The 19,106-nt window shown below is 36.1% G+C and carries 20 protein-coding genes and 2 riboswitches; of the genes, 7 read left to right on the top strand and 13 right to left on the bottom strand.

The window, feature by feature from the left end; all coding sequences use genetic code 11:
* Positions 1-78: 78 nt before the first annotated feature.
* Positions 79-179, bottom strand: a riboswitch (SAM riboswitch).
* 99 nt (positions 180-278) lie between these two features.
* The 4 genes from NY607_RS22600 to NY607_RS22585 form a co-directional block, all read right to left on the bottom strand.
* Positions 279-1,673 (bottom strand): protoporphyrinogen oxidase, encoded by a 1,395-nt coding sequence (locus tag NY607_RS22600; RefSeq protein WP_131522332.1) that lies wholly within the window; start codon positions 1,671-1,673, stop codon positions 279-281.
* Between the two features lie 240 nt (positions 1,674-1,913).
* Positions 1,914-3,206, bottom strand: coding sequence for a globin-coupled sensor protein (locus NY607_RS22595; RefSeq protein ID WP_131522333.1), 1,293 nt, complete (start codon positions 3,204-3,206; stop codon positions 1,914-1,916).
* A 627-nt stretch (positions 3,207-3,833) separates the two neighbouring features.
* The gene (locus NY607_RS22590; protein ID WP_259420404.1) at positions 3,834-5,120 is read right to left on the bottom strand and encodes a tetratricopeptide repeat protein; all 1,287 of its coding nucleotides are present in this window, start codon (positions 5,118-5,120) and stop codon (positions 3,834-3,836) included.
* A 71-nt stretch (positions 5,121-5,191) separates the two neighbouring features.
* The gene (locus NY607_RS22585; protein ID WP_237898761.1) at positions 5,192-6,208 is read right to left on the bottom strand and encodes a YdcF family protein; all 1,017 of its coding nucleotides are present in this window, start codon (positions 6,206-6,208) and stop codon (positions 5,192-5,194) included.
* A gap of 184 nt (positions 6,209-6,392) precedes the next feature.
* Between NY607_RS22585 and NY607_RS22580 the strand changes: the two genes are divergently transcribed.
* Entirely contained in the window at positions 6,393-6,854 is a 462-nt protein-coding gene (locus NY607_RS22580) for a hypothetical protein (RefSeq protein ID WP_131522336.1), read from the top strand.
* Positions 6,842-7,129 carry a DUF2653 family protein gene (locus tag NY607_RS22575; protein WP_131522337.1) on the top strand — a complete coding sequence of 96 codons (288 nt, stop codon included), beginning with the start codon at positions 6,842-6,844 and terminating at the stop codon, positions 7,127-7,129. Before NY607_RS22580 ends, NY607_RS22575 begins: the two co-directional genes overlap by 13 nt.
* A gap of 49 nt (positions 7,130-7,178) precedes the next feature.
* Here the strand turns inward: NY607_RS22575 and NY607_RS22570 are convergent, their stop codons facing one another.
* From NY607_RS22570 to NY607_RS22555, 4 genes are all read right to left on the bottom strand, one after another.
* Entirely contained in the window at positions 7,179-7,547 is a 369-nt protein-coding gene (locus tag NY607_RS22570; RefSeq protein ID WP_048394973.1) for an ion channel, read from the bottom strand.
* Between the two features lie 90 nt (positions 7,548-7,637).
* On the bottom strand, positions 7,638-9,263 hold the full coding sequence (locus NY607_RS22565; protein ID WP_259420403.1) for an S-layer homology domain-containing protein: 1,626 nt from the start codon (positions 9,261-9,263) through the stop codon (positions 7,638-7,640).
* A gap of 109 nt (positions 9,264-9,372) precedes the next feature.
* Positions 9,373-10,539: an endonuclease Q family protein gene (locus tag NY607_RS22560; protein ID WP_131522339.1), complete on the bottom strand. Its 1,167-nt coding sequence runs from the start codon at positions 10,537-10,539 to the stop codon at positions 9,373-9,375.
* Between the two features lie 72 nt (positions 10,540-10,611).
* Positions 10,612-10,782, bottom strand: a complete 171-nt coding sequence (locus NY607_RS22555) for a hypothetical protein (RefSeq protein ID WP_175400775.1) — start codon at positions 10,780-10,782, stop codon at positions 10,612-10,614.
* 181 nt (positions 10,783-10,963) lie between these two features.
* Between NY607_RS22555 and NY607_RS22550 the strand changes: the two genes are divergently transcribed.
* From NY607_RS22550 to NY607_RS22540, 3 genes are all read left to right on the top strand, one after another.
* Complete coding sequence (locus tag NY607_RS22550) at positions 10,964-11,542, top strand: TetR/AcrR family transcriptional regulator (protein WP_048394966.1); 579 nt, start codon at positions 10,964-10,966, stop codon at positions 11,540-11,542.
* 74 nt (positions 11,543-11,616) lie between these two features.
* The gene (locus tag NY607_RS22545) at positions 11,617-11,970 is read left to right on the top strand and encodes a DMT family transporter (protein WP_131522342.1); all 354 of its coding nucleotides are present in this window, start codon (positions 11,617-11,619) and stop codon (positions 11,968-11,970) included.
* Positions 11,970-12,284: a DMT family transporter gene (locus NY607_RS22540; protein ID WP_131522343.1), complete on the top strand. Its 315-nt coding sequence runs from the start codon at positions 11,970-11,972 to the stop codon at positions 12,282-12,284. The genes NY607_RS22545 and NY607_RS22540 overlap by 1 nt, the downstream gene beginning before the upstream one ends.
* Positions 12,285-12,373: 89 nt before the next feature.
* Here NY607_RS22540 and dapF read toward each other — a convergent pair whose 3' ends face one another.
* From dapF to NY607_RS22525, 3 genes are read right to left on the bottom strand one after another with little or no spacing between them, the layout of a single operon-like run.
* A complete protein-coding gene (gene dapF, locus NY607_RS22535) occupies positions 12,374-13,231 on the bottom strand; it encodes a diaminopimelate epimerase (protein WP_259420402.1) in 858 nt (285 codons plus the stop codon).
* 52 nt (positions 13,232-13,283) lie between these two features.
* Complete coding sequence (locus NY607_RS22530; RefSeq protein WP_259420401.1) at positions 13,284-14,075, bottom strand: heme ABC transporter ATP-binding protein; 792 nt, start codon at positions 14,073-14,075, stop codon at positions 13,284-13,286.
* Between the two features lie 5 nt (positions 14,076-14,080).
* Positions 14,081-15,127 (bottom strand): FecCD family ABC transporter permease, encoded by a 1,047-nt coding sequence (locus NY607_RS22525; protein ID WP_048394957.1) that lies wholly within the window; start codon positions 15,125-15,127, stop codon positions 14,081-14,083.
* A 147-nt stretch (positions 15,128-15,274) separates the two neighbouring features.
* A riboswitch (cobalamin riboswitch) is annotated at positions 15,275-15,462 on the bottom strand.
* Between the two features lie 154 nt (positions 15,463-15,616).
* Between NY607_RS22525 and NY607_RS22520 the strand changes: the two genes are divergently transcribed.
* Positions 15,617-16,213: a biotin transporter BioY gene (locus NY607_RS22520; protein ID WP_131522346.1), complete on the top strand. Its 597-nt coding sequence runs from the start codon at positions 15,617-15,619 to the stop codon at positions 16,211-16,213.
* Between the two features lie 102 nt (positions 16,214-16,315).
* Entirely contained in the window at positions 16,316-16,885 is a 570-nt protein-coding gene (locus NY607_RS22515) for a YdhK family protein (RefSeq protein ID WP_237898770.1), read from the top strand.
* A 41-nt stretch (positions 16,886-16,926) separates the two neighbouring features.
* Here the strand turns inward: NY607_RS22515 and NY607_RS22510 are convergent, their stop codons facing one another.
* A complete protein-coding gene (locus NY607_RS22510; protein ID WP_131522347.1) occupies positions 16,927-17,628 on the bottom strand; it encodes a response regulator transcription factor in 702 nt (233 codons plus the stop codon).
* Positions 17,606-19,006, bottom strand: a complete 1,401-nt coding sequence (locus NY607_RS22505; RefSeq protein WP_259420400.1) for a sensor histidine kinase — start codon at positions 19,004-19,006, stop codon at positions 17,606-17,608. Before NY607_RS22505 ends, NY607_RS22510 begins: the two co-directional genes overlap by 23 nt.
* Positions 19,007-19,106: the final 100 nt, after the last annotated feature.

Genomic DNA, 19,106 nt, shown 5'->3' with positions numbered 1-19,106 from the left:
CTCTTCCTATGTCTCTATATAATAAAAAGCCTTCTTTCATAAAAAAAGAAGGCTTTAACGATTCATCATTGTTGTTCCTTCTCATCTTCGACTCAACGGTCTTCTGGATTTAGCACCTGACAATAAAGTTGGTTGCTGAAGCTTCAATGGGCCAGTCCCTCTGCTTCTCTTGATAAGAATTAAGTATGAATTTTTTAAATAATTAAAAGAATCATATCGTTTACTGACGAATGAGTCAAGACTATTTCACATAACAAAGTTTTTTTTCACTTAAAATCTTAGAAATTGGCAAGTTCATTTGCAAGCTCTTCGCCAATTTTTTTCCCGTTTTGAATACAAGCACCAATACCTACGCCAAAATATGAGCACCCTGCAATCGATAAATTAGGATAGTTCTCATGTAATTCTTGTAGTAGTCCTTGTAATGCTTCACGATGCGCTAAATCATATTTAGGCATTTGATCAATCCACTTTGTTACATTCACAACAGTTGGCTGCTCCTCTATTCCTAGGCTCTTTCTCACATCTTCTAAAGCAACTGCTGCCAATTCTTCATCAGTCATGGCACGTAGTTGCTCATAGGCTGGATTGATGCTCTTATAAAAGAGTCGCACAAGTAATTTATTTTCTTTCGATGTATGCTTCCATTTACGACTAGTCCAAGTTGCTGCATTACAAGTAACGTCTGAATTATGGGAAACAATATAGCCCGTTCCATCTGCTGGCAATTTAGCGTCTGGCACATCAAAACCTAAATAGATAGTAATTGCTGACGCTGTCGTAAATTGGTTAAAATAGCGGTTTAAAGATTCATCCTGTAGCAGATTTTGGACAGAATCATTCGGTAATGCTAAAACGACATAATCTGACTCAATAATTTCACCATTAGCTAAAGAAATTGTGTAGTTCTTATCTTGTTTTTGAACATTTAGTGTAGTAACACCCTTGATAATTTCTACATCGGATAAGGTTTGTTCAAGTCGATTAATTAAAGAAGATAAACCATTTTTAAAGGATATAAATTTTTTGTTCGCTGCTTTAACAAATTGCTCACGATTCGCATCAAAGCCTTTAATAATACTTCCAAAATCATTCTTATAATCAATTAAATACGGTAAAGTAGAGCCAATAGAAAGCTGATGTAAATCTCCCGAATAAACACCTGCAAGGACTGGTGCAATTTGGTTTTTCACCAGTTCCTCTCCTAAATAGTAAGTTAAAAATTCACCGATAGAACTTTCCTTTGTGAAGCCATTGTTTGGCAATGTTAAATCCTTCAACGCTTCTTTTTTTCCCTGCTCGGAAATAAGTGTACTTTCCTCTAAGGATGCTACACTCATCGGTATTCCGAAAGTTGAATCTGCCGGAATAGCATGTAACTCATTATTCGTATAAATATAAGAAATACCTGTTTCGTTGTAAACTAATTCCGCCTCAAAATCAAGCTCCTGCACGAGTTCCATAACGCCTTGATGACGGGCTACAATAGAATCAGCACCCGTTTCCATGATGAAACCTTGTTCATGTGCTGAATATAATTTGCCTCCTAAATATGTATTTTTTTCTATAAGCACTAGACGAACATCTAAATTATGTTCCTTCACTTGACGTTGCAAATAATGCATTGTACATAGTCCTGTAATACCGCCGCCTAAAACAACAACTGTTTTCATCATAACCGCCCCTAATATTCATTCTTTCTACAGTATAATCTTTTTTTCATTGAAAATTACGTTAAACCCTTTACAAATTTAGCAAAAATAGAGCTATTTCATCAGTGAAATAGCTCTTACTTTCTGAATCTCTATAAAATTGATCCTCTATAGCGATAACTTCACAACAAACATTTAAATAGGTACTATAGTGTTTATTACGTCTAAAAATATGAAAAATAGAATATAAATGTTAGTAGTCTATCCTTTTAAATTTTGCGCAAAGCTCGCTAATTTTTCAGCTGAATTTGTTACCTCAGTAAATGAAGTGCCTAATTCACTTAATATGCCTACAATTGCTTGTATTTTTGTTGCCATACACTCATTTTGATCTTTTGCTTCTGTCATGGCTCCCAATATACTCGTAAATTGGCCTTCAGTTTGTAACATATTTTCTTCACCTGCTGCAACTTCATCTTGAATGTTGGTCAAAGAATACTCTAATTTCTCTGTTCGTTCACCTGTCTTTTTCAATAACAAAGCCACCGCTGTAACAGATTCTTTTGTCTGAATTGATAATTTACGTACTTCATCGGCCACTACGCTAAAGCCCTTTCCCGCTTCCCCAGCACGTGCTGCTTCAATTGCAGCATTTAAAGCCAATAGATTCGTTTGATTCGCAATATTGGTCACAACACTCATAATTGTTTCCATTTCCTTAGACATACCTGATAATTGTTCAATATTTTCTTCTATATCATGAAGAGAATGACTAATATTGAGCATATTTTGTGATTGATTTTTTAAACGCTCGCGACCCTCAAGTGCTTGGTTTTCAGCCAGTGTAGACACATCGAGTGATTTTTTTGCCAAATGTTTAATTTCGTCAGATTGCTTACTTAAGCAGCAAAAAGAATTATTGGTTTCCTGCGAGATAGCTGCAAGTGCTTCCGAAGAATCTACAATCTGTCGCTCAATCGCTTCTTTTTCATGAACCATTTTTTCTTTCAGTTGTTCTACAGTGTTTTCAAAAGCTTCTAAAACGAGTTGTTGCTCAAAATTACAAATTTTCGATATAGCTCTGATCGTATTAAATTGATCTTGTGGAAATTCTATATTTTTTTCGACTAAATCTATAAATGATATCGATAAATCTTGGAATGCACAGATATACCACTGTGTTCTAAGCCCAATGTGGACATGCACCTTTGCAATCTTTACACGCCTTTGGTAATACATCTCATCAATGGTTCCGTTAAACATTTCAATAATATGCTGCCGTAATGTTACTTTAAGCTTTTCTACAGAACTATGATGGCTGATGATATCTACCAAATGATGCTCTGTTCCAATCATGTTGTAAAAACGGTTTACGATGTGATCTACATTATCCATAACTATTGGCTGGAAAGCTTTTAAATATTGTAAATCGTTCTTCGTTAAGTTCAGCATTTCAATTTGCTTCGCCATCGATTGACGAGAGGACAAATCCATTTTCACTGTGTATTGCTGTAAATCCAATACCTTCGTCTTTCTCTGTCTTTGAAAAATCACACATCTTCCCTCTTTCATTCCGTTTACTTTCATCAGGCTGAGAAACATCAAATCCTTTTAACATATTGATGGATACACGAAAAAATACCGGTAAAATCAGATTAGTCAGATTTAATGGTTACATTCGATAGCGCAATTCCGTATGACAGACTTCCTCCAAAAGTATGTCGGGTACCCCTTTGCTAATTTAGCCTAAGGTCATATGCTCTCAGCAAACAGATATAGTCCTACATGACTAACAGTAAATTATTTACGTATGCTTCTTTTCAAAATCACTCATTTACATTAATCATTTTATAAATGACTGTCAATCTTATTAATACCATTATTTTACACAAAATGTATAAAAAGTCCTTGTTGTTAAATAAAGCGTAATAAACTATAAAAAAGCTACCACAATATTATTGGGTAGCTTTTTTAACCATTTTTTTGTTTATTATGCTTACTTGCTTTATATTTATTCTACTTTTTTATCGAACATCTTCAAATTTCACTATATTAATATTTTTTACCCTGAATTACCATCTATCTACATACCCATATACAGTAGTTTATTTCAGACTAAAATACCCATACTCCATAGCTTTATAAATCATTCTAAAAGCCTATGTTTTTTTAACACTAAATTTACAATCCTTTAAGTTCCTGTAATATTTTAGCCGCTTCTTCGGATCCTGCATCTGCCGCGAGTCCATACCATTTAATAGCTTCTTTTAGATTTCTATCTAACCCTGTATCTTTATTAAAAATATGCCCTAATTGTAGCTTGGCTTCTACATCTCCTTGAAGTGCAGCCTGCTTAAACCAATGAATACCTTTTTCAAGATTGCGTATTCCAGCCAGACCATTACTCCATATATAACCTAAATCATAAAAGGCATCTACATGATATTGTTCCGCAGCTCTTTCATACCAAAACAGACCACGATTGACATCTTTCGCTTGGCCTAAGCGCCCCTCTAAATAAATTCCACCAAGTCGATATTGTGCTTCCACATACCCTGCCTCAGCTGATTTTTTATAGGCGTTAAAAGCTTCTTTCTCATCTACCTCAACGCCTAACCCCTGCTCATAAATTATTCCTAACGTAAACATTGCCTCTGCCACATTCTTTTGTGCAGCATAATTAAACCATTTTTTTGCCAATGTATAATTCGTTGATACGCCCTCGCCATTAAAGTACATATCTGCTAAATTATTGGCAGCATCCGCATGTCCCTGCAAAGCTGCCTTTTCATAGTATGAAAAGGCAAGGGAATAATTCTCCTCCATACCTATGCCCCCAAAGCAAAAATTCCCAAGCATATATTGAGCATCAGCATTTCCCTGGACAGCAGCTAGCTCAAACCATTTCAATGATTTTTCAGGTTGAAAATGTTTACCCTCTCTAGAATTATAGTATTCGCCCAGTTGATATTGGGCATCTCCATCCTGCTCTTCAACCGCTTCTTTATACAAATCAATAATCAGCTCATGATCTAAGTCCTCTTCATCTAGAGCAGCAACTTGTTCATCTTGATGGCAAAAAAACCACTCTACAATATCAAGCACATCATCTACTACTTCTATACTGTTTTTTAACTTTTCTAGCGAAGAAATTTGCCAAATGAGTATATAGATAGGCTGTGGAATGGCATCGCGCAAGACATCATCATATTCTGCCAACAGCGTTAATACATTCTCCTGTATCGATTGAGATTGCACTGTATGGACAATCTGCAAATGACGTTGTTGCTGTTCTTTTAATAACCCTCGTACTACTTGATACAGTATTTTCTGCAAGGCTGTTAGGTTAACTTCAGCGAATGTAAGTAATTTTATATTTTGAGCAAACCACTGATCTTGAGTTTGTGTAAGATTTTGTAGGGAAATTATTCGTTCTTTATTTCGCTTGGCTAAAATTTGCTCGTACATTATTTTCCTCCCTTGCACACTATGTAAAAAACTGCCTTACCACTATTATATGGAAGACAGTTGAAGTTTGGTTACACATATGCTCTTAATAGTAAGCCTACGAATAGCGTAATAATTAAAAATACTGTGACATGGGTCCATTTATACATGGCTAATAAACCTATAAATTCTCGTGTGAATGCATTCGGAACATAGTAAAAAGCAGTTTTTGAGCCAATTCCCTCGGCATCTAATGCTGCTTTTCGAGCATAAATACTTGCGCGAAACACATGGAAATTATTCGTAACAAAAATGGAACGATAGTTAACTCCATGAGAATGGTGGTCCATTATTTGCTTTGAAAAGATCATATTTTGTTCTGTATTGGCTGAACAATCCTCCATTATTATCTTGTCAGTCGGAATATGATGTACTTCTATTAGGTATTGTTTCATTGCATATGCTTCTGATACCTTTTCATCATTTCCTTGACCACCAGAGACAATGATATAAGGCTTCATCTCATACTTTATATATTGCTTTACTGCTTCATCTAATCGGCTTGCTAAAAGTGGAGGTACTCTATCGCCAATTAATCCTGAACCTAATGCAATAATGTAATTTGGTTTATAACGTATTGGTGTAAGAAGATACAATATTGAATAAGCAAGGACACTAGTGTATAAGAACATTGTATAACCAAAAATCAAAAACGCATAGAAGAAAAGAATATGCCAAAATACATTTTCAATTTCAATAAAAATGACGAATACATACCATAACATCATAATAACAAAACTTAGCCCTAATATGGCTAACATTAAGTTACGGAATTTGCGTCCTTCCTTTTCCAATAATACTTTACTATTAAAAAACATGGCTATTGATAAAATAAACATAATACTTGGAAAGCTTCCTAATATAATGAATATCCCCATTTCAGAAATAATCCCCTGATCATTTGGCAGCAATAAAGGATAATGAATAATAAACGCTCTGACAATATATATCCCTATCAGGCCAAGGGCTACAACGTTGAGAAAGCGCCTTTTTTCTGTTAGGTACAAAATGATAAAAATGGTAAGGAAGATTGATAAAGTTAGTAGCATTTTTTCACTCCTTCCTATTGCATAATTTCTACAATCATTACATCTGCCACTATTTGTCCATATTTTTTGATATAGCTTAATTTTTGAAAGCGTTTGTTTTATTTTTTAATATAGTTCATGTAATATTACTATATAAGAACTAGTTTATGATTAGATTAAAAATTATATTGGAGGAATGTATGTAATGAAAAAAATTCTTGCCGCTCTTTTTGCAGCGACACTGATATTTTCGACTGTTGGTGCAACATTATTTATTTCTGATACACCAACGGCAGAAGCTAAATCCTATAAATCGGGTAAAAAGGGCTTCTCTAACAATAATAATAGCTCGAATATCCAAAAATCGGATACTACTAAAGATCAAAACAATGCAACAACAAATAAAAACAACTCAACATCTACTAATAAAGCAGATACTACTAAAAAAGGTGGCTTTTTCTCAGGTGGTCTGATGAAAGGATTAATGCTTGGCGGACTTGCTGGATTATTATTCGGTAGTCTATTTAGTGGTATGGGTATACTGGGGAATATTTTAGGTTTACTCATTAATGTGGCAGCAATTGTTGTTATTGTGATGCTTGTTGTGAAGATAATGAATATATTTAAAGATAAAAAGCGCAAAGAGGAAGCACAATGGCACAAATAATCAGTGAACAAGATATTATTAATGCTATTTGTTTATCTCAAGCCTACTATCAAAGCATTCGCCCTGAGGATGTTCTTGTTGAATTGACTTACGAGGATGATGCAGGTTTTGGTGCAGAGGTCGAAGTCAACGGTCAAATCGAGGTGCTTAATACAGCAGCCATGATTGGTGCCTTACGTGTTTGGATCAAGGATGTTCTACATGGTGATCCATTCTCGACAGGGATTGAACTTGTTTTAGATGACGAAGAAGGCATTATTGCCAAACTATCATAAAAAATAGCAGTACAATGAATCGTCCAAAAGAATTCATTGTACTGCTATTTTACTTTTTCAAACGTTTTTTAACCTCTTCTTTTTCTTCTTCATTAAGAGAAAAATCTACGATAGAGCGTCCCAGCATTAATAACATGATAAACATTACTCCTGTACCAACAATTAAATAAATCATTGTAAATACTTTAGAATAAGCCGTTGTTGGATATAGTCCTGTTTCGACTCCAGTTGGAATTAAGCTCACTACAGCAAAATACATGGCATCCAACCAATACCATCCTTCTGTCCCCTTATAGAATAGAGTTCCTGATAGAATGATTAAAAATAGTGTAGTAAATAATGAAAGGAACTGTGGACGTTTAAAGGACCTCCACAAACCTTTTCCTAATCTTTTAGCAGATAATATAAATGACAACATCCCATTCTCCTTTTATCTAGTTAGACTTTAACTTCGTTTTTTACGAAAACGTCAAAAGGTAGAGGAGACAATCCCCCTACCTTTTAATGATTATTGAATGAGTAGCTGACTAAGATTGGTAAATATTTTAGCTGCTTGACCTCTTGTTGTGACAGCCTCAGGTGAAAATTTGCCTCCATCCCCTGTCACGATTCCTAATTCATACAGCATTGTGATGGCTCGTTTGGTTTCTGCATTATATGAAGCAACATCTACAAATGGCACATTGCCTTTTGCAATATACGGCTGATTAGATTGCTGTTCATAGGCGCGATGAATCATTAAAGCTAATTGAGCCCGTGTCACAGGGTGTCCGGGCTTAAATTTCCCATCTGTTCCTTTAATAAGACCATGTACATATGCTGCCGCAATTTCTGATTGGGTTGCTGCATCATAATTTGTGATATCAGTAAATGGTGCTTTTTCTTCTGTAGTTAAGCCAAGACTTCTTACAAGAATTGCTGCAGCTTGGGCACGTGTTACACTACTCTCAGGCCTAAATGTTCCATCTGTATAGCCATTCATTAAACCTGTATTTGCGGCTTTTTGAATATAATCTTTTGCCCAATGATTCTGTGTATCTGTAAAGCTAACTGTTCCTTTCGTAGTGAACGTTACTGTAGGATTTTGAACACTTTCATTACCAGCAGCATCAATTGCTTTGATAGATACATTGTAGCTAGTATTTTCTATTAAATCTGTGAGCGTAATCGTAGTAGTGTCAGCATTTAATGTTGAAGTTAATTTTCCATTCACATAGACAAGGTAATTTGCTATGCCTACATTATCTGTCGCTTCTTGCCAGCTAACCTTAACAGTTGTACGATCTTTTACATCTACTCCAATAGCCTGCGTGACATCCCATAAAGAGCTTGTTTTAATGATTGGTAAAAATGCTTCATTTGCTACCGCTAAATAACCAGCTTCACTTAAATGAATATTTTCAGGGTTTGGTAGATAGTTGGCAACATCTTTTGCAACAACATCATATGTAGGAACAAAAATAGCGCCCGCTTTTTCAGTAGTTGTTTTGATTGTTGAATTCAATGTAGCTAATAACAGATTAAATTGTTTTTGTAAGTTCTCACTATAGTATGGGAAGGAATTATAATAGCCCATTACATATACTTCAGCTTGTGGATTAATCTTTTTGATTTCAGATAGAATAGTAGCAATGTTCGATACAGCTTCTTTAGTAGCTTTTATGATAGCCACCGTGTCAATTCCCGTTGCTTGGGATTCTTTTAATATTGGCAATAGATCATTTGCCCCAGCTGTTAATGTGATGATTTCAGCTTCTTTAATAGAAGCTCGTAACTTTGCCTGTTCCTCTGTATAGCCAAAACCAGTCACTGTTTTTGCCACATCATTTTGTAGATCAGCTAAAATATTTTTAGTTGTGTAGCCTGACATAGCAAAGCCCTTATTAAAGGAAGTAAGGAAGCCGTCTTGCTGTAATGCCTGTGCAATAAAATCGGTATAGCCTAATCCAATTCCACCAACTTCATTCATCCCATGTGCTAATGAATCACCAAGTGCCACATAATCAGTTTGTACAACCCAACTTGGTGCTATATGGTCACCCTGCCCTTCCTCTGCACTAGCTGCTACAGGTATAGCTAATTGCAAAGCCAATACACTTGAAGCTAAAAAACGAAATTTCTTTGATAATCGCATTTACTCTCTCCTCTACTTATAAAATAGTCGTTGTTTTCACTATTTTACTAGAGGAATGATAAAAATAGGTTAAATTACAACAATCTTTTTGAAATATTTCATTTTTTATCTAATCAACCTGTATCTTTCCATAAATCCCACCTCCACCAACTTCAATGGCTAATTGACCCGTTCTCGCTAAATCGATTAATTGGGCTAGTTTATGTGGTACAGTTTGTTCAAGCTGGTCGATTGTTACTCGATGCAAAATATTCATTTCTGTACCAAATGCTTCGATTAAACGTTCCATCATTTTAGGACCAATACCTGGAATAAAATCAAGTGGTATCTGATGAATGTAAGGTGGTCTATTTCGTTTATTGGGAAAGTCTTCAGATAGCTCCTGTATACGGGTAGCTACTCCCTTTATAATTTGATTACTCCCACATTCTGTACAAATGGTAGCTTCTTTACTTAGCTGTTGACTACATTTTGCACAAACTGTTTGATGATATTTACCAAGCAAAGGATTTAGGCCATAATTGGCTATTACTGCTCGTCCCTCTTGCTCATGCAGGGCCATTTTTAATTCTGTAAAATTTGCTTCTGCTAATCGTAACTTTTGATATTCTCGTGCCAATTTTCCAAGCGAATGTGCATCAGAATTGCTAACGAATGTATATGCTTGTAATTCTTTAATATGACTTACCATATTTGTATCAGAGCTTAAACCTAATTCAATGCCATCAATAAGCTCCGGATCAAAGACTTCAGTTAAACTTCGACGAACCCCTTTGCCAAACAAGCTTTTAAATGGTGTAAATACATGTGCAGGAATAAAAATACCTCCTAATTCATGCACCTTTTGCTGCAAGGTCTTGCCATCACAATAAATACGCTGTGAACTTAAATGGATATTCTTCATATGTTGTGACATCCATTCTGAGAACAGCTTCATGAGCTCTAGTGTAGGAAAGTAAGCAAGCACATGAATAGGACCCTGACAATGTTGATCATAAATTTCGATCTCTGATCCGGGAATTAAAGTCGTTTCCTGAAATCGCAGACCACCTTCTTTAAGTTCTTGCAGTTCTCCTTGTTCAATCATCCTCACCATTTCTTCGATTACTTCAGGTGAGTGACAGTCAATGATCCCAATGATGTCTAATCCCTTTCTTGCACTAGCCGTCTCTAAAATTCGTGCTAATGTTAACGTTTTACTGCCAGTAATTTTCACTGCCCTTCCACTAGAAGTACGTCCAATATGAATATGTAAATCAGCATAGAATTCATTCAATTCAAACACTCCTTTAAATACATTCTATAAAACGAAAATACCTTACATTACTGCAAGGCATTTCTCACTTCATTATGATGGATGATTTGTAGTAGTGCTATTATTTGACTCAAAAGCGCCAGAACCGTGTGATGGTGTGGAGGAAGCATCATAGGCAACTAATGTTACACCAATCTTTTCTTCAAGCTCATTAATTTTTTCTAGTTGCTGCGGGTCTAATTGTGCAAACTTAATTTCTTTCATGGTTATCAATCCTTTCAATTATACAATTCCCCGAAATATAGAAAATATACTCTTACGCATAATTGTGGAATGACAAACGAACATTGGATAATAAAAATGACTGATAATCAGTCATTTTTATTGACATTATTTTTCTTATTCTATAACATAATAATTAAGTAAGGCAAAAGTGAGGGATTGCATGTCAAAAGAAGAAAAAATTATTCAAGCTGCCATTGAGGTTTTTCGAGAAAAAGGTATAGAAAAAACAAAGGTTTCAGATATCGTTAAAGCTGCTGGGATCGCTCAAGGAACATTTTATCTTTATTTCCCATCACGCCTTTCTGTTATGCCTGCTATTGCAAAAAATATGGTAGAAAGAATTATTGCTACCTTAGATGAAGGTATTTCAAGTCATAAGCCCTTTGAACAGCAACTTGAAGAGGTTGTGGAAATGGTTTTCTTAATCACGAAAGATTATGGAGACATCGTTGCACTTATTTATGCAGGTATTGCGCAAACTGAGCATTTAAAAGAATGGGAAAATATATATGCACCCTATTATGACTGGATGAGTCATTTCTTACTATCTGGCCAGCAACAGGGAATGATACGTGATTCAATTGACCCAACACGTTCTGCTAAACTGATGATTGGTCTAATTGAATCTGCTGCTGAACAAATTTATTTATTTGATGATAGCAAGGACGAAACAATGAAATTGCTCAAGCTTGAGCTTATAGACTTCCTATCTCACGCACTTGGCCTACGTCACCCATAAAAGTGACGTTCTCTTTTACCTCAAAAATGACTGAATGTCAGTCATTACATTGCCTAATAGAAAGGATTTTATTGATGAAAAAAGAATGGATGTACGTCGTTTTAACAAGTTTATTTGAATTGCTTTGGGTATTTGGCTTTAACGTAGCAAGCTCATGGTGGCATTGGATAATTATTGTGACAATCATTGCTATAGATTTTCATTTCTTATCGAAGGCTTGTGAGAGCTTACCTACTGGTACAGTCTACGCTATTTTCGCCGGAGCAGGTGCAATCGGTACCACATTAATGGATATTTTCATTTTCGAAGGAGAATTTAATGCCGTTAAAGGACTGTTCATGATTATTTTATTATTAGGTGTGATTGGTCTAAAATTAGCGGATAATTCCTCTAAAGAGCAGGTGCAAACGAAAGGAGAGAATGTATAATGGGTTGGGTACTTATTATCTTAGCTGCATTGTCTGAAATTATAGGTGTGGTTGGCTTACGCTTCTATAGTCAGTATAAAACATTACGAAACTTAATGTTATATATTGGTGGTTTTGGTGTGTCCTTTGCCCTTTTATATACATCCTTCAACTATTTGCAGTTAAGTATTGCCTATGTTGTTTGGGTAGGAATTGGTACTGTTGGAGCTGTACTCGTAAATATCATTTTCTTTGGCGAATCCAAAAATCTATCACGTATTATCAGTATCATAGCAATTATCATAGGTGTAGCAGGCTTAAAAGCAGTATCTTAATGGCTTTACAATATAGGACGCCACCCTTAAATCGGAGGCGTCCTGTATTCATTTATTTAAAATGGCATGACGAAGAAGGATGGGAGTAATTAAGATAAAAATTCATAAATACCATCTGCAATAAATGCTGCAGGACCACGCATCCAGATATGGTCATTGTCAGCCCATCGTATGGCTAAGTCACCGCCACTAAGTTGGACTACTATTTCTTCCCCCTTCTGACAAAAACCATTTAATATAGCAGCCACTACCGCTGCACAAGCACCTGTCCCACATGCCTCTGTTATACCCGAACCTCGTTCCCAAACGCAGCATTTTAATGCCTTCTCATGAACAACCTCTACAAACTCAACATTGCAGCGATAAGGAAATCTCATATCGTTTGCTATAATACCGCCTAATGTTCTTAATGGTGCTTGCTCGATCGCATTCACAAAAACTACAGTATTCGGATTGCCCAAAAACAAAGCAGTTACCATAAGAGACTGTTGGGGTAAAGGAAATATCTCATTGATGACAAGCTCATTTGGGTTTCCTAACATCGGAATGTCTTTGCGCAATAAGAGAGGTTTGCCCATATCGACAATCACTTCTATTACACGATTGTCTTGCACCACTACCTGTGCCAGCATAATCCTGGATTTCGTTTCAATCGTAATTAGCTCTTGTCGTACAATATGACGTTCAAAAATATACTTAGCAACACAGCGAAGACCGTTACCACAATTTGTCCCCTCAGATCCATCTTTATTAAATACACGCATACCACAGTCAGCAATTTTAGAGGGTTGGATAATAATCAATCCATCTGAGCCAATACCAGTATGGACATTGGCCATTTTTTGAGCCAATACACAAAAGATATCTTCCTTGTAATCATGTTGGAAAAGATCAAGATAGATATAGCTGTTGCCAATACCATGCATTTTCGTAAAGGCTATTTGCATACAGTCACTCCTTAAAGGATGTTTTATGTATCTAATAGAAGATGACACTTTTCTATATTTGGCTAACCCCCTTCGTGAACTGTTCAGGAACATATGTAAGATACGGCTTCCCTGTCATTGGATGGATTTGAATATCCGCAAAAACACCAAATACATCTTGCAGCACTGTTGGCGTAAGTACTTCCTCTGGTGTACCATGACAAACTATTCGCCCTTGCTGTAAAACGTAAATTTGATCGCAATACATAGCAGCAATATTCAAATCATGTAAAGCTGCTACTACGGTTAAATGCAAAGTCTGAATTAAATCCATAAGTTGAAGTTGATGTTGAATATCTAAATGATTCGTCGGCTCATCTAATATTAATATCTGTGCTTGTTGAGCGAGTGCCCTTGCAACCATGACACGCTTTTTCTCGCCACCAGAAAGCGAACTAAAGCTTCGTTTCTCTAAATGCGATATGCCCGTTTGCTTAAGAGCCTCTTTAACAATTTGAAAATCTTTCTCTTGATCAAGCTCTAACAGCTTTTTATGTGGGGTTCTTCCCATACTGACTAAATCATGCACAGTGAAATCAAATAATACGGGTGTCTCTTGGCTTACAACAGCCAAATTTTTCGCAATTGCTTTACTTGATTGCTTTAATATATCTTGCTCATTTAATACTACCGATCCACTTTCAGGTTTTAGGAGACGATACATATTTTTTAACAATGTTGATTTTCCGCTCCCATTAGGACCAATTAATCCAACAAATTGCTTTTCTTTTATTTGAATGCTTACATCATGCAGTATACGCTGATCGTAAATGGAGAATGATACTTGTTTCGCTTCTAATGTCATGGAAGTTAATCTCCTTCACCGAAAGAATAGTTGTTACGACGGAGAAGCCAAATGAAAAATGGTCCTCCACAAAAAGCTGTAATAATACCAATTGGCATTTCCTGAGGAGCAATAATAATTCGAGCAAAGGCATCTGCCCACACTAAGAATATTCCACCTATTAAAGCACTGATAGGTATTACGTATTTATAGTTTGAGCCCACAATTAAACGCACAATATGGGGAATAATTAATCCCACAAATCCTATAGAACCACTAACTGCGACAAGCACACCTGTTAATAGAGATACTAGTAGTATTAACTGAATACGGAATTGCTGAAGATTAACGCCTAATGTCACTGCCGCCTCTTCTCCTAGTAATAATAAATTTAAATTGCGATAGTGTAGCCACAGTAGCCCAAATACAATAAAGAATACGAAAGCTGGAATCACAATATTATTCCATTTGGCTCCAGCTAAACTACCTAGCATCCAAAACATAACAGCCTTTAAGGCCCCTTCTTGCTTTGACATCATTAAAATAAAGTTAGAGATAGCCGTTAAGATAAAGGACACAGCCATGCCTGCCAATAGCAAGCGGAAAATAGAGACACGTCCCCCAACACGTGATAAGAAAAAGACAAGTGCAATGGCAAGTAATGAACCAAGGAATGCGGATACTGAAAGAGCGTAAATACCTAAAAATGAAAAGGCTCCTAAAATAATCACAGAAGTAGCGCCGACAGCTGCCCCTGAAGAAATCCCTAGAATATACGGGTCTGCAATAGAATTACGTACTAGTGCCTGAATGGCTGCCCCTGCAATAGCTAACCCCGCTCCTACTATCGCTGCTAGCAAAACACGAGGTGCTCTTATTTGCCAGATGATGATTTCCTGAGAGCGACTCCAATCTTGCTCGATCGAATTTTGTATAAAAGGAATTTTAGAAAGAATAACTTTCCATACATATAGCGGTGTAACTGAAACTGAGCCAACCATTACAGCAAAGGTCATTGAAACAATTAATACCATGAAAAGTACGAAGGAAAATAACATAAATTTTTTATTCATCTGTTTTAAACTCCTACTGAATATATTGATGAATGAAGCAATAAAAAAAGGTATCCCATGCGAAAATGCGCATAGAAATACCCTAGATTAAACAAAGTCAGAAAAATATCCAGCTATTGTCCGTATTGCTTGCATCCTCGTGGGCATTACAGGTATTACTAAATGGCAGGTCTCCTGGCTTCGATTCACTATCCTATAATTGCCTTCCCATTCTTAAACAGTGGCAAATCATATTATAGGATTCCTCGTTACAGTTGCGGGACAGCGTCGGACTTCCACCGACTTCCCTTTTAAGTGACATTTAAAAATGTCACACCAATAGTATTTGAAGTTATAAAATGGTGACGGTTCTATCATACATTTTTATAGATAGATAGTCTACTTCAATTTAATTCAGCAATTGAGTTAACTTAAATAAACAATAAAGTTGACACAAATACATTCGTTTTTTACACTAGCAGTAATAACTTATAAAGCGAGGTGAAATTCATGGCAACTGTTACACAACATAGTCACCATAAGTTAAGAACTGTTGACATTACCTACATTGGGTTATTTTCAACGCTAATGATGGTGGGTGCTAATATCACTTCCTTTGCACCTTTTATGGTAGTTGGTGGTGTACCCATTACGCTTCAAACCTTCTTTGCAATTTTAGCAGGGCTTATTCTTGGTAGTAGAAAAGGTGCGCTCGCCTGCACAATTTATATGTGCGTAGGATTGGCAGGAGCCCCTGTCTTTGCTCGTTTCGGTGGTGGAATTGGCCAAATTTTAAGCCCTACCTTTGGGTTTATTATTACATTTATATTAGCTGCATTTGTTGCAGGATTGATCGTAGAACGAAGCGGGACAAAGAAAAGTTTTATCGTAGCTGCTTTGGTAGCAACGGCTATAAATTATTTGATAGGAACAAATTGGATGTTTTTTGCCTATAAGCTTTGGGCAAGTGCGCCAGAGAATTTTTCATATAAGCTCGCTTGGCTTTGGATGATTCCTCCACTACCAAAAGATATTATTTTAGCTATTTTTGCTGGTATCTTCGCCTATAGATTACAAAAAACATTGAAGATTATGCCCATTCAATAGTATATCTCCCCCTACTTGTGCTAGATATTTTTCATAGGTCATATCCATCGTTTCTGCACATTTATTTGCTACCTTAAGAGCAAATAATGAGGAGGATATCATATGAAATTCAATAAAAGATGGTCAGTCGGACTATTATCAGTGGTCACTCTAATTAGTTTAACGGCTTGTACAGAGGAGCAAACAAAACCTGCGTCCACTTCTAATGAAACTGCTGAAAAAATGGATCATTCTACAATGAACCATTCAAGTTCTGGCCATGTACCAGTAACGTTAAAAAATGCTGAAAACCCGAAATTTCCTGTAGGGGGCACAGCCATTATTACAGATGGACATATGGAAGGTATGAAAGGAGCCGAAGCAACAATAGTAGGAGCCTATCGTACAACTGCCTATGTTATTTCCTATGAGCCTACATCTGGTGGAAAGCGAATAGAAAAGCATAAGTGGATAATTCATGAAGAATTAATTGACCCACAAGAAGCACCACTGGCACCTGGAACAGAAGTAAAAACGGACGCAACACATATGGAAGGTATGGAAAATGCGACTGTCCTTATTGACGAGGCTGTGCAAACAACTGTATATATGGTTGATTATACTTCCACTACAAGTGGTGAAGCTGTAACAAATCATAAATGGGTAACAGAAGAAGAGCTTAGTTCAAAATAATAGAAATAACCTCTACCTTCAATTCTGGTAGAGGTTAATTTCTAGCTTTTATGTTCCATTTGCTTTCTCTTTGCAGACTTATGCCATTTATAGCCGATGCCCCAAACGGTTTGCAAGTAATCATCCGCCGGAAAACCACTTTTTCTTAATTTTTCTCGTAAATTACGTACATGTGAATCGATGGTACGATCTTCAATCGTTACATCAAATCCCCAAACGGCATGGATAAGGTGTTCTCTAGAAAATGCTCTATTTTGATAATCTAAAAATAGGGCGAGCATGGCAAATTCCTTTGGTGTTAATGGAATTGCCTTATGTTGAAAATATACTTCAAAGGACTCTCTATCTAAACAAAGCCCTTCAAAGTTAATCACTTTGTCTTCAGATATCGTTCTTCTTAATACAGCATGTATGCGTGCTAACAACTCTTCCTCATCAAAAGGCTTTAAAATGTAGTCATCTGCACCAAGGTTTAAACCTTTTACAATATCAGCGTGTTCTCCTTTTGCAGTAAGCATAATGATAGGAACATCCCAAAACTTCCTAATTTCCTGGCAAACCTGCCACCCATCCATCTCTGGCATCATAATATCCAAAAGAACTAAATCCACATGCTCTTCTTCTAAAAAATCCAATGCCTCTTGTATAGAAGACATTGCTTTACAAATAAATAGTGGTTCCAAATAAAGGGTTAATAAATCTAACATTCTTGGTTCATCATCAATGCATAAAATCGTTTTCATTCGTTTCTACTCCTTTAAATGACAATTCAAAAGTAGTCCCTTTATTTATTTCACTTCTAACCTTTATTTCTCCCCCATGTGCTTGTACAAGCTCCTTGACAATAGCAAGCCCAAGTCCAGATCCACCTAATGCACGACTACGTGATTTTTCCACTCGATAAAACCGATCAAAAATATACGGTAAATCCTTCTTTGGAATTCCTTTCCCTGTGTCTTCAACGACGATGCTTAAAATTCCACTGTCTTGTTTTACAGTAACTGTAGTCATATCTCCTGACGCACAATAGATGAATGCATTATTTAATAGATTAATCACGATTTGCTCAAGTCTTGCTTCATCTGCACATAGTGTTAAGCCATTATCACAACGTACAACCAAATAGATACCTTTATCTTGAAACGCGGGACTTAATTTTTCTTCAATGTTTGTAAAAAACGGCTCTAAATATAAGCAATGTTTTTCAATTACAAATGAATTTTCATCCATTTTCGCTAAATCAAATAAATCTTTAATTAATCTTGAAAGTCTATTTGTTTCTTCTATTATAATAGCTAAATACTTTTGACGATCTTGCCCTGTTAAATCCCGTTTAGCAAGAATGTCTGTATAGCCTTTAATAAAAGTTAGTGGTGTACGAAGCTCATGTGCAATACTCGATAAAAACTCCTTACGCTCTTGCCTTAGATGATTTAAATCATTGGATAAAAGCTGGATAGCATTTGATAAATCCCCAAGCTCATCTTTTCCATTCGTAGAAAGAGCGACTGTAAAATCACCCTTACTCATTTTCAATGTAGCCTCTTTCATTTGAATAAGTGGTTTAGCCAGCTTGCGAGATAGAACAACAATGACTGCAATACTGACAAGACCAGATACAATACCTACGATGAGAAAATGCTTATTGAGCCGTTTCATTAATGCATGGATGGAATCGGTATTTTGAAACATAAATACATAGCCAATCGTTCCTTGCTGGTTTTGAATAGGGCTTATAGTCGCAATAGCTTTAACTTCTTGCCAATTGTCTTGTAAAACCCTTCCTTCATAAGGTATTTCCCCCTCCCCCTCAATCTCACGAATCAGATCACTGATTTCTTGATGTGGTTGTGAGGATGCAAGGATTGTCCCGAAAAAGTCAGTCACCACGACATCTGTACTTGCTTCTGATTCCATAAGAACGACATGTGCTAATGTTTCATTATTGAAGTTCTGTTCTAATATCGTACGATGTGAATTTCCTCTCGCTTGTAAACGCTCTAGTTCCTCTTCCACTCTAGAATTCGTCAGGGAAACATGCAAAAAAAACATCATAAAGGTCTCAATACAAAACAATGTAATGAAAAAGATAATACCAAGCTTTAATGATAATTTTCTCATCCGTAACCACCATTTTAGAATTTCTTAAAAGTATATCGTGAAAGTGTGAAGATTTCATGCAGAAGTAGCATCTTTCTAAACAAAAAATGCCCATAAGTAT

Origin of the sequence: Lysinibacillus sp. A4, assembly GCF_024919535.1 — a bacterium.
Lineage (GTDB): Bacteria > Bacillota > Bacilli > Bacillales_A > Planococcaceae > Lysinibacillus > Lysinibacillus capsici.
This window is presented reverse-complemented; position numbering and strand designations above follow the sequence as displayed.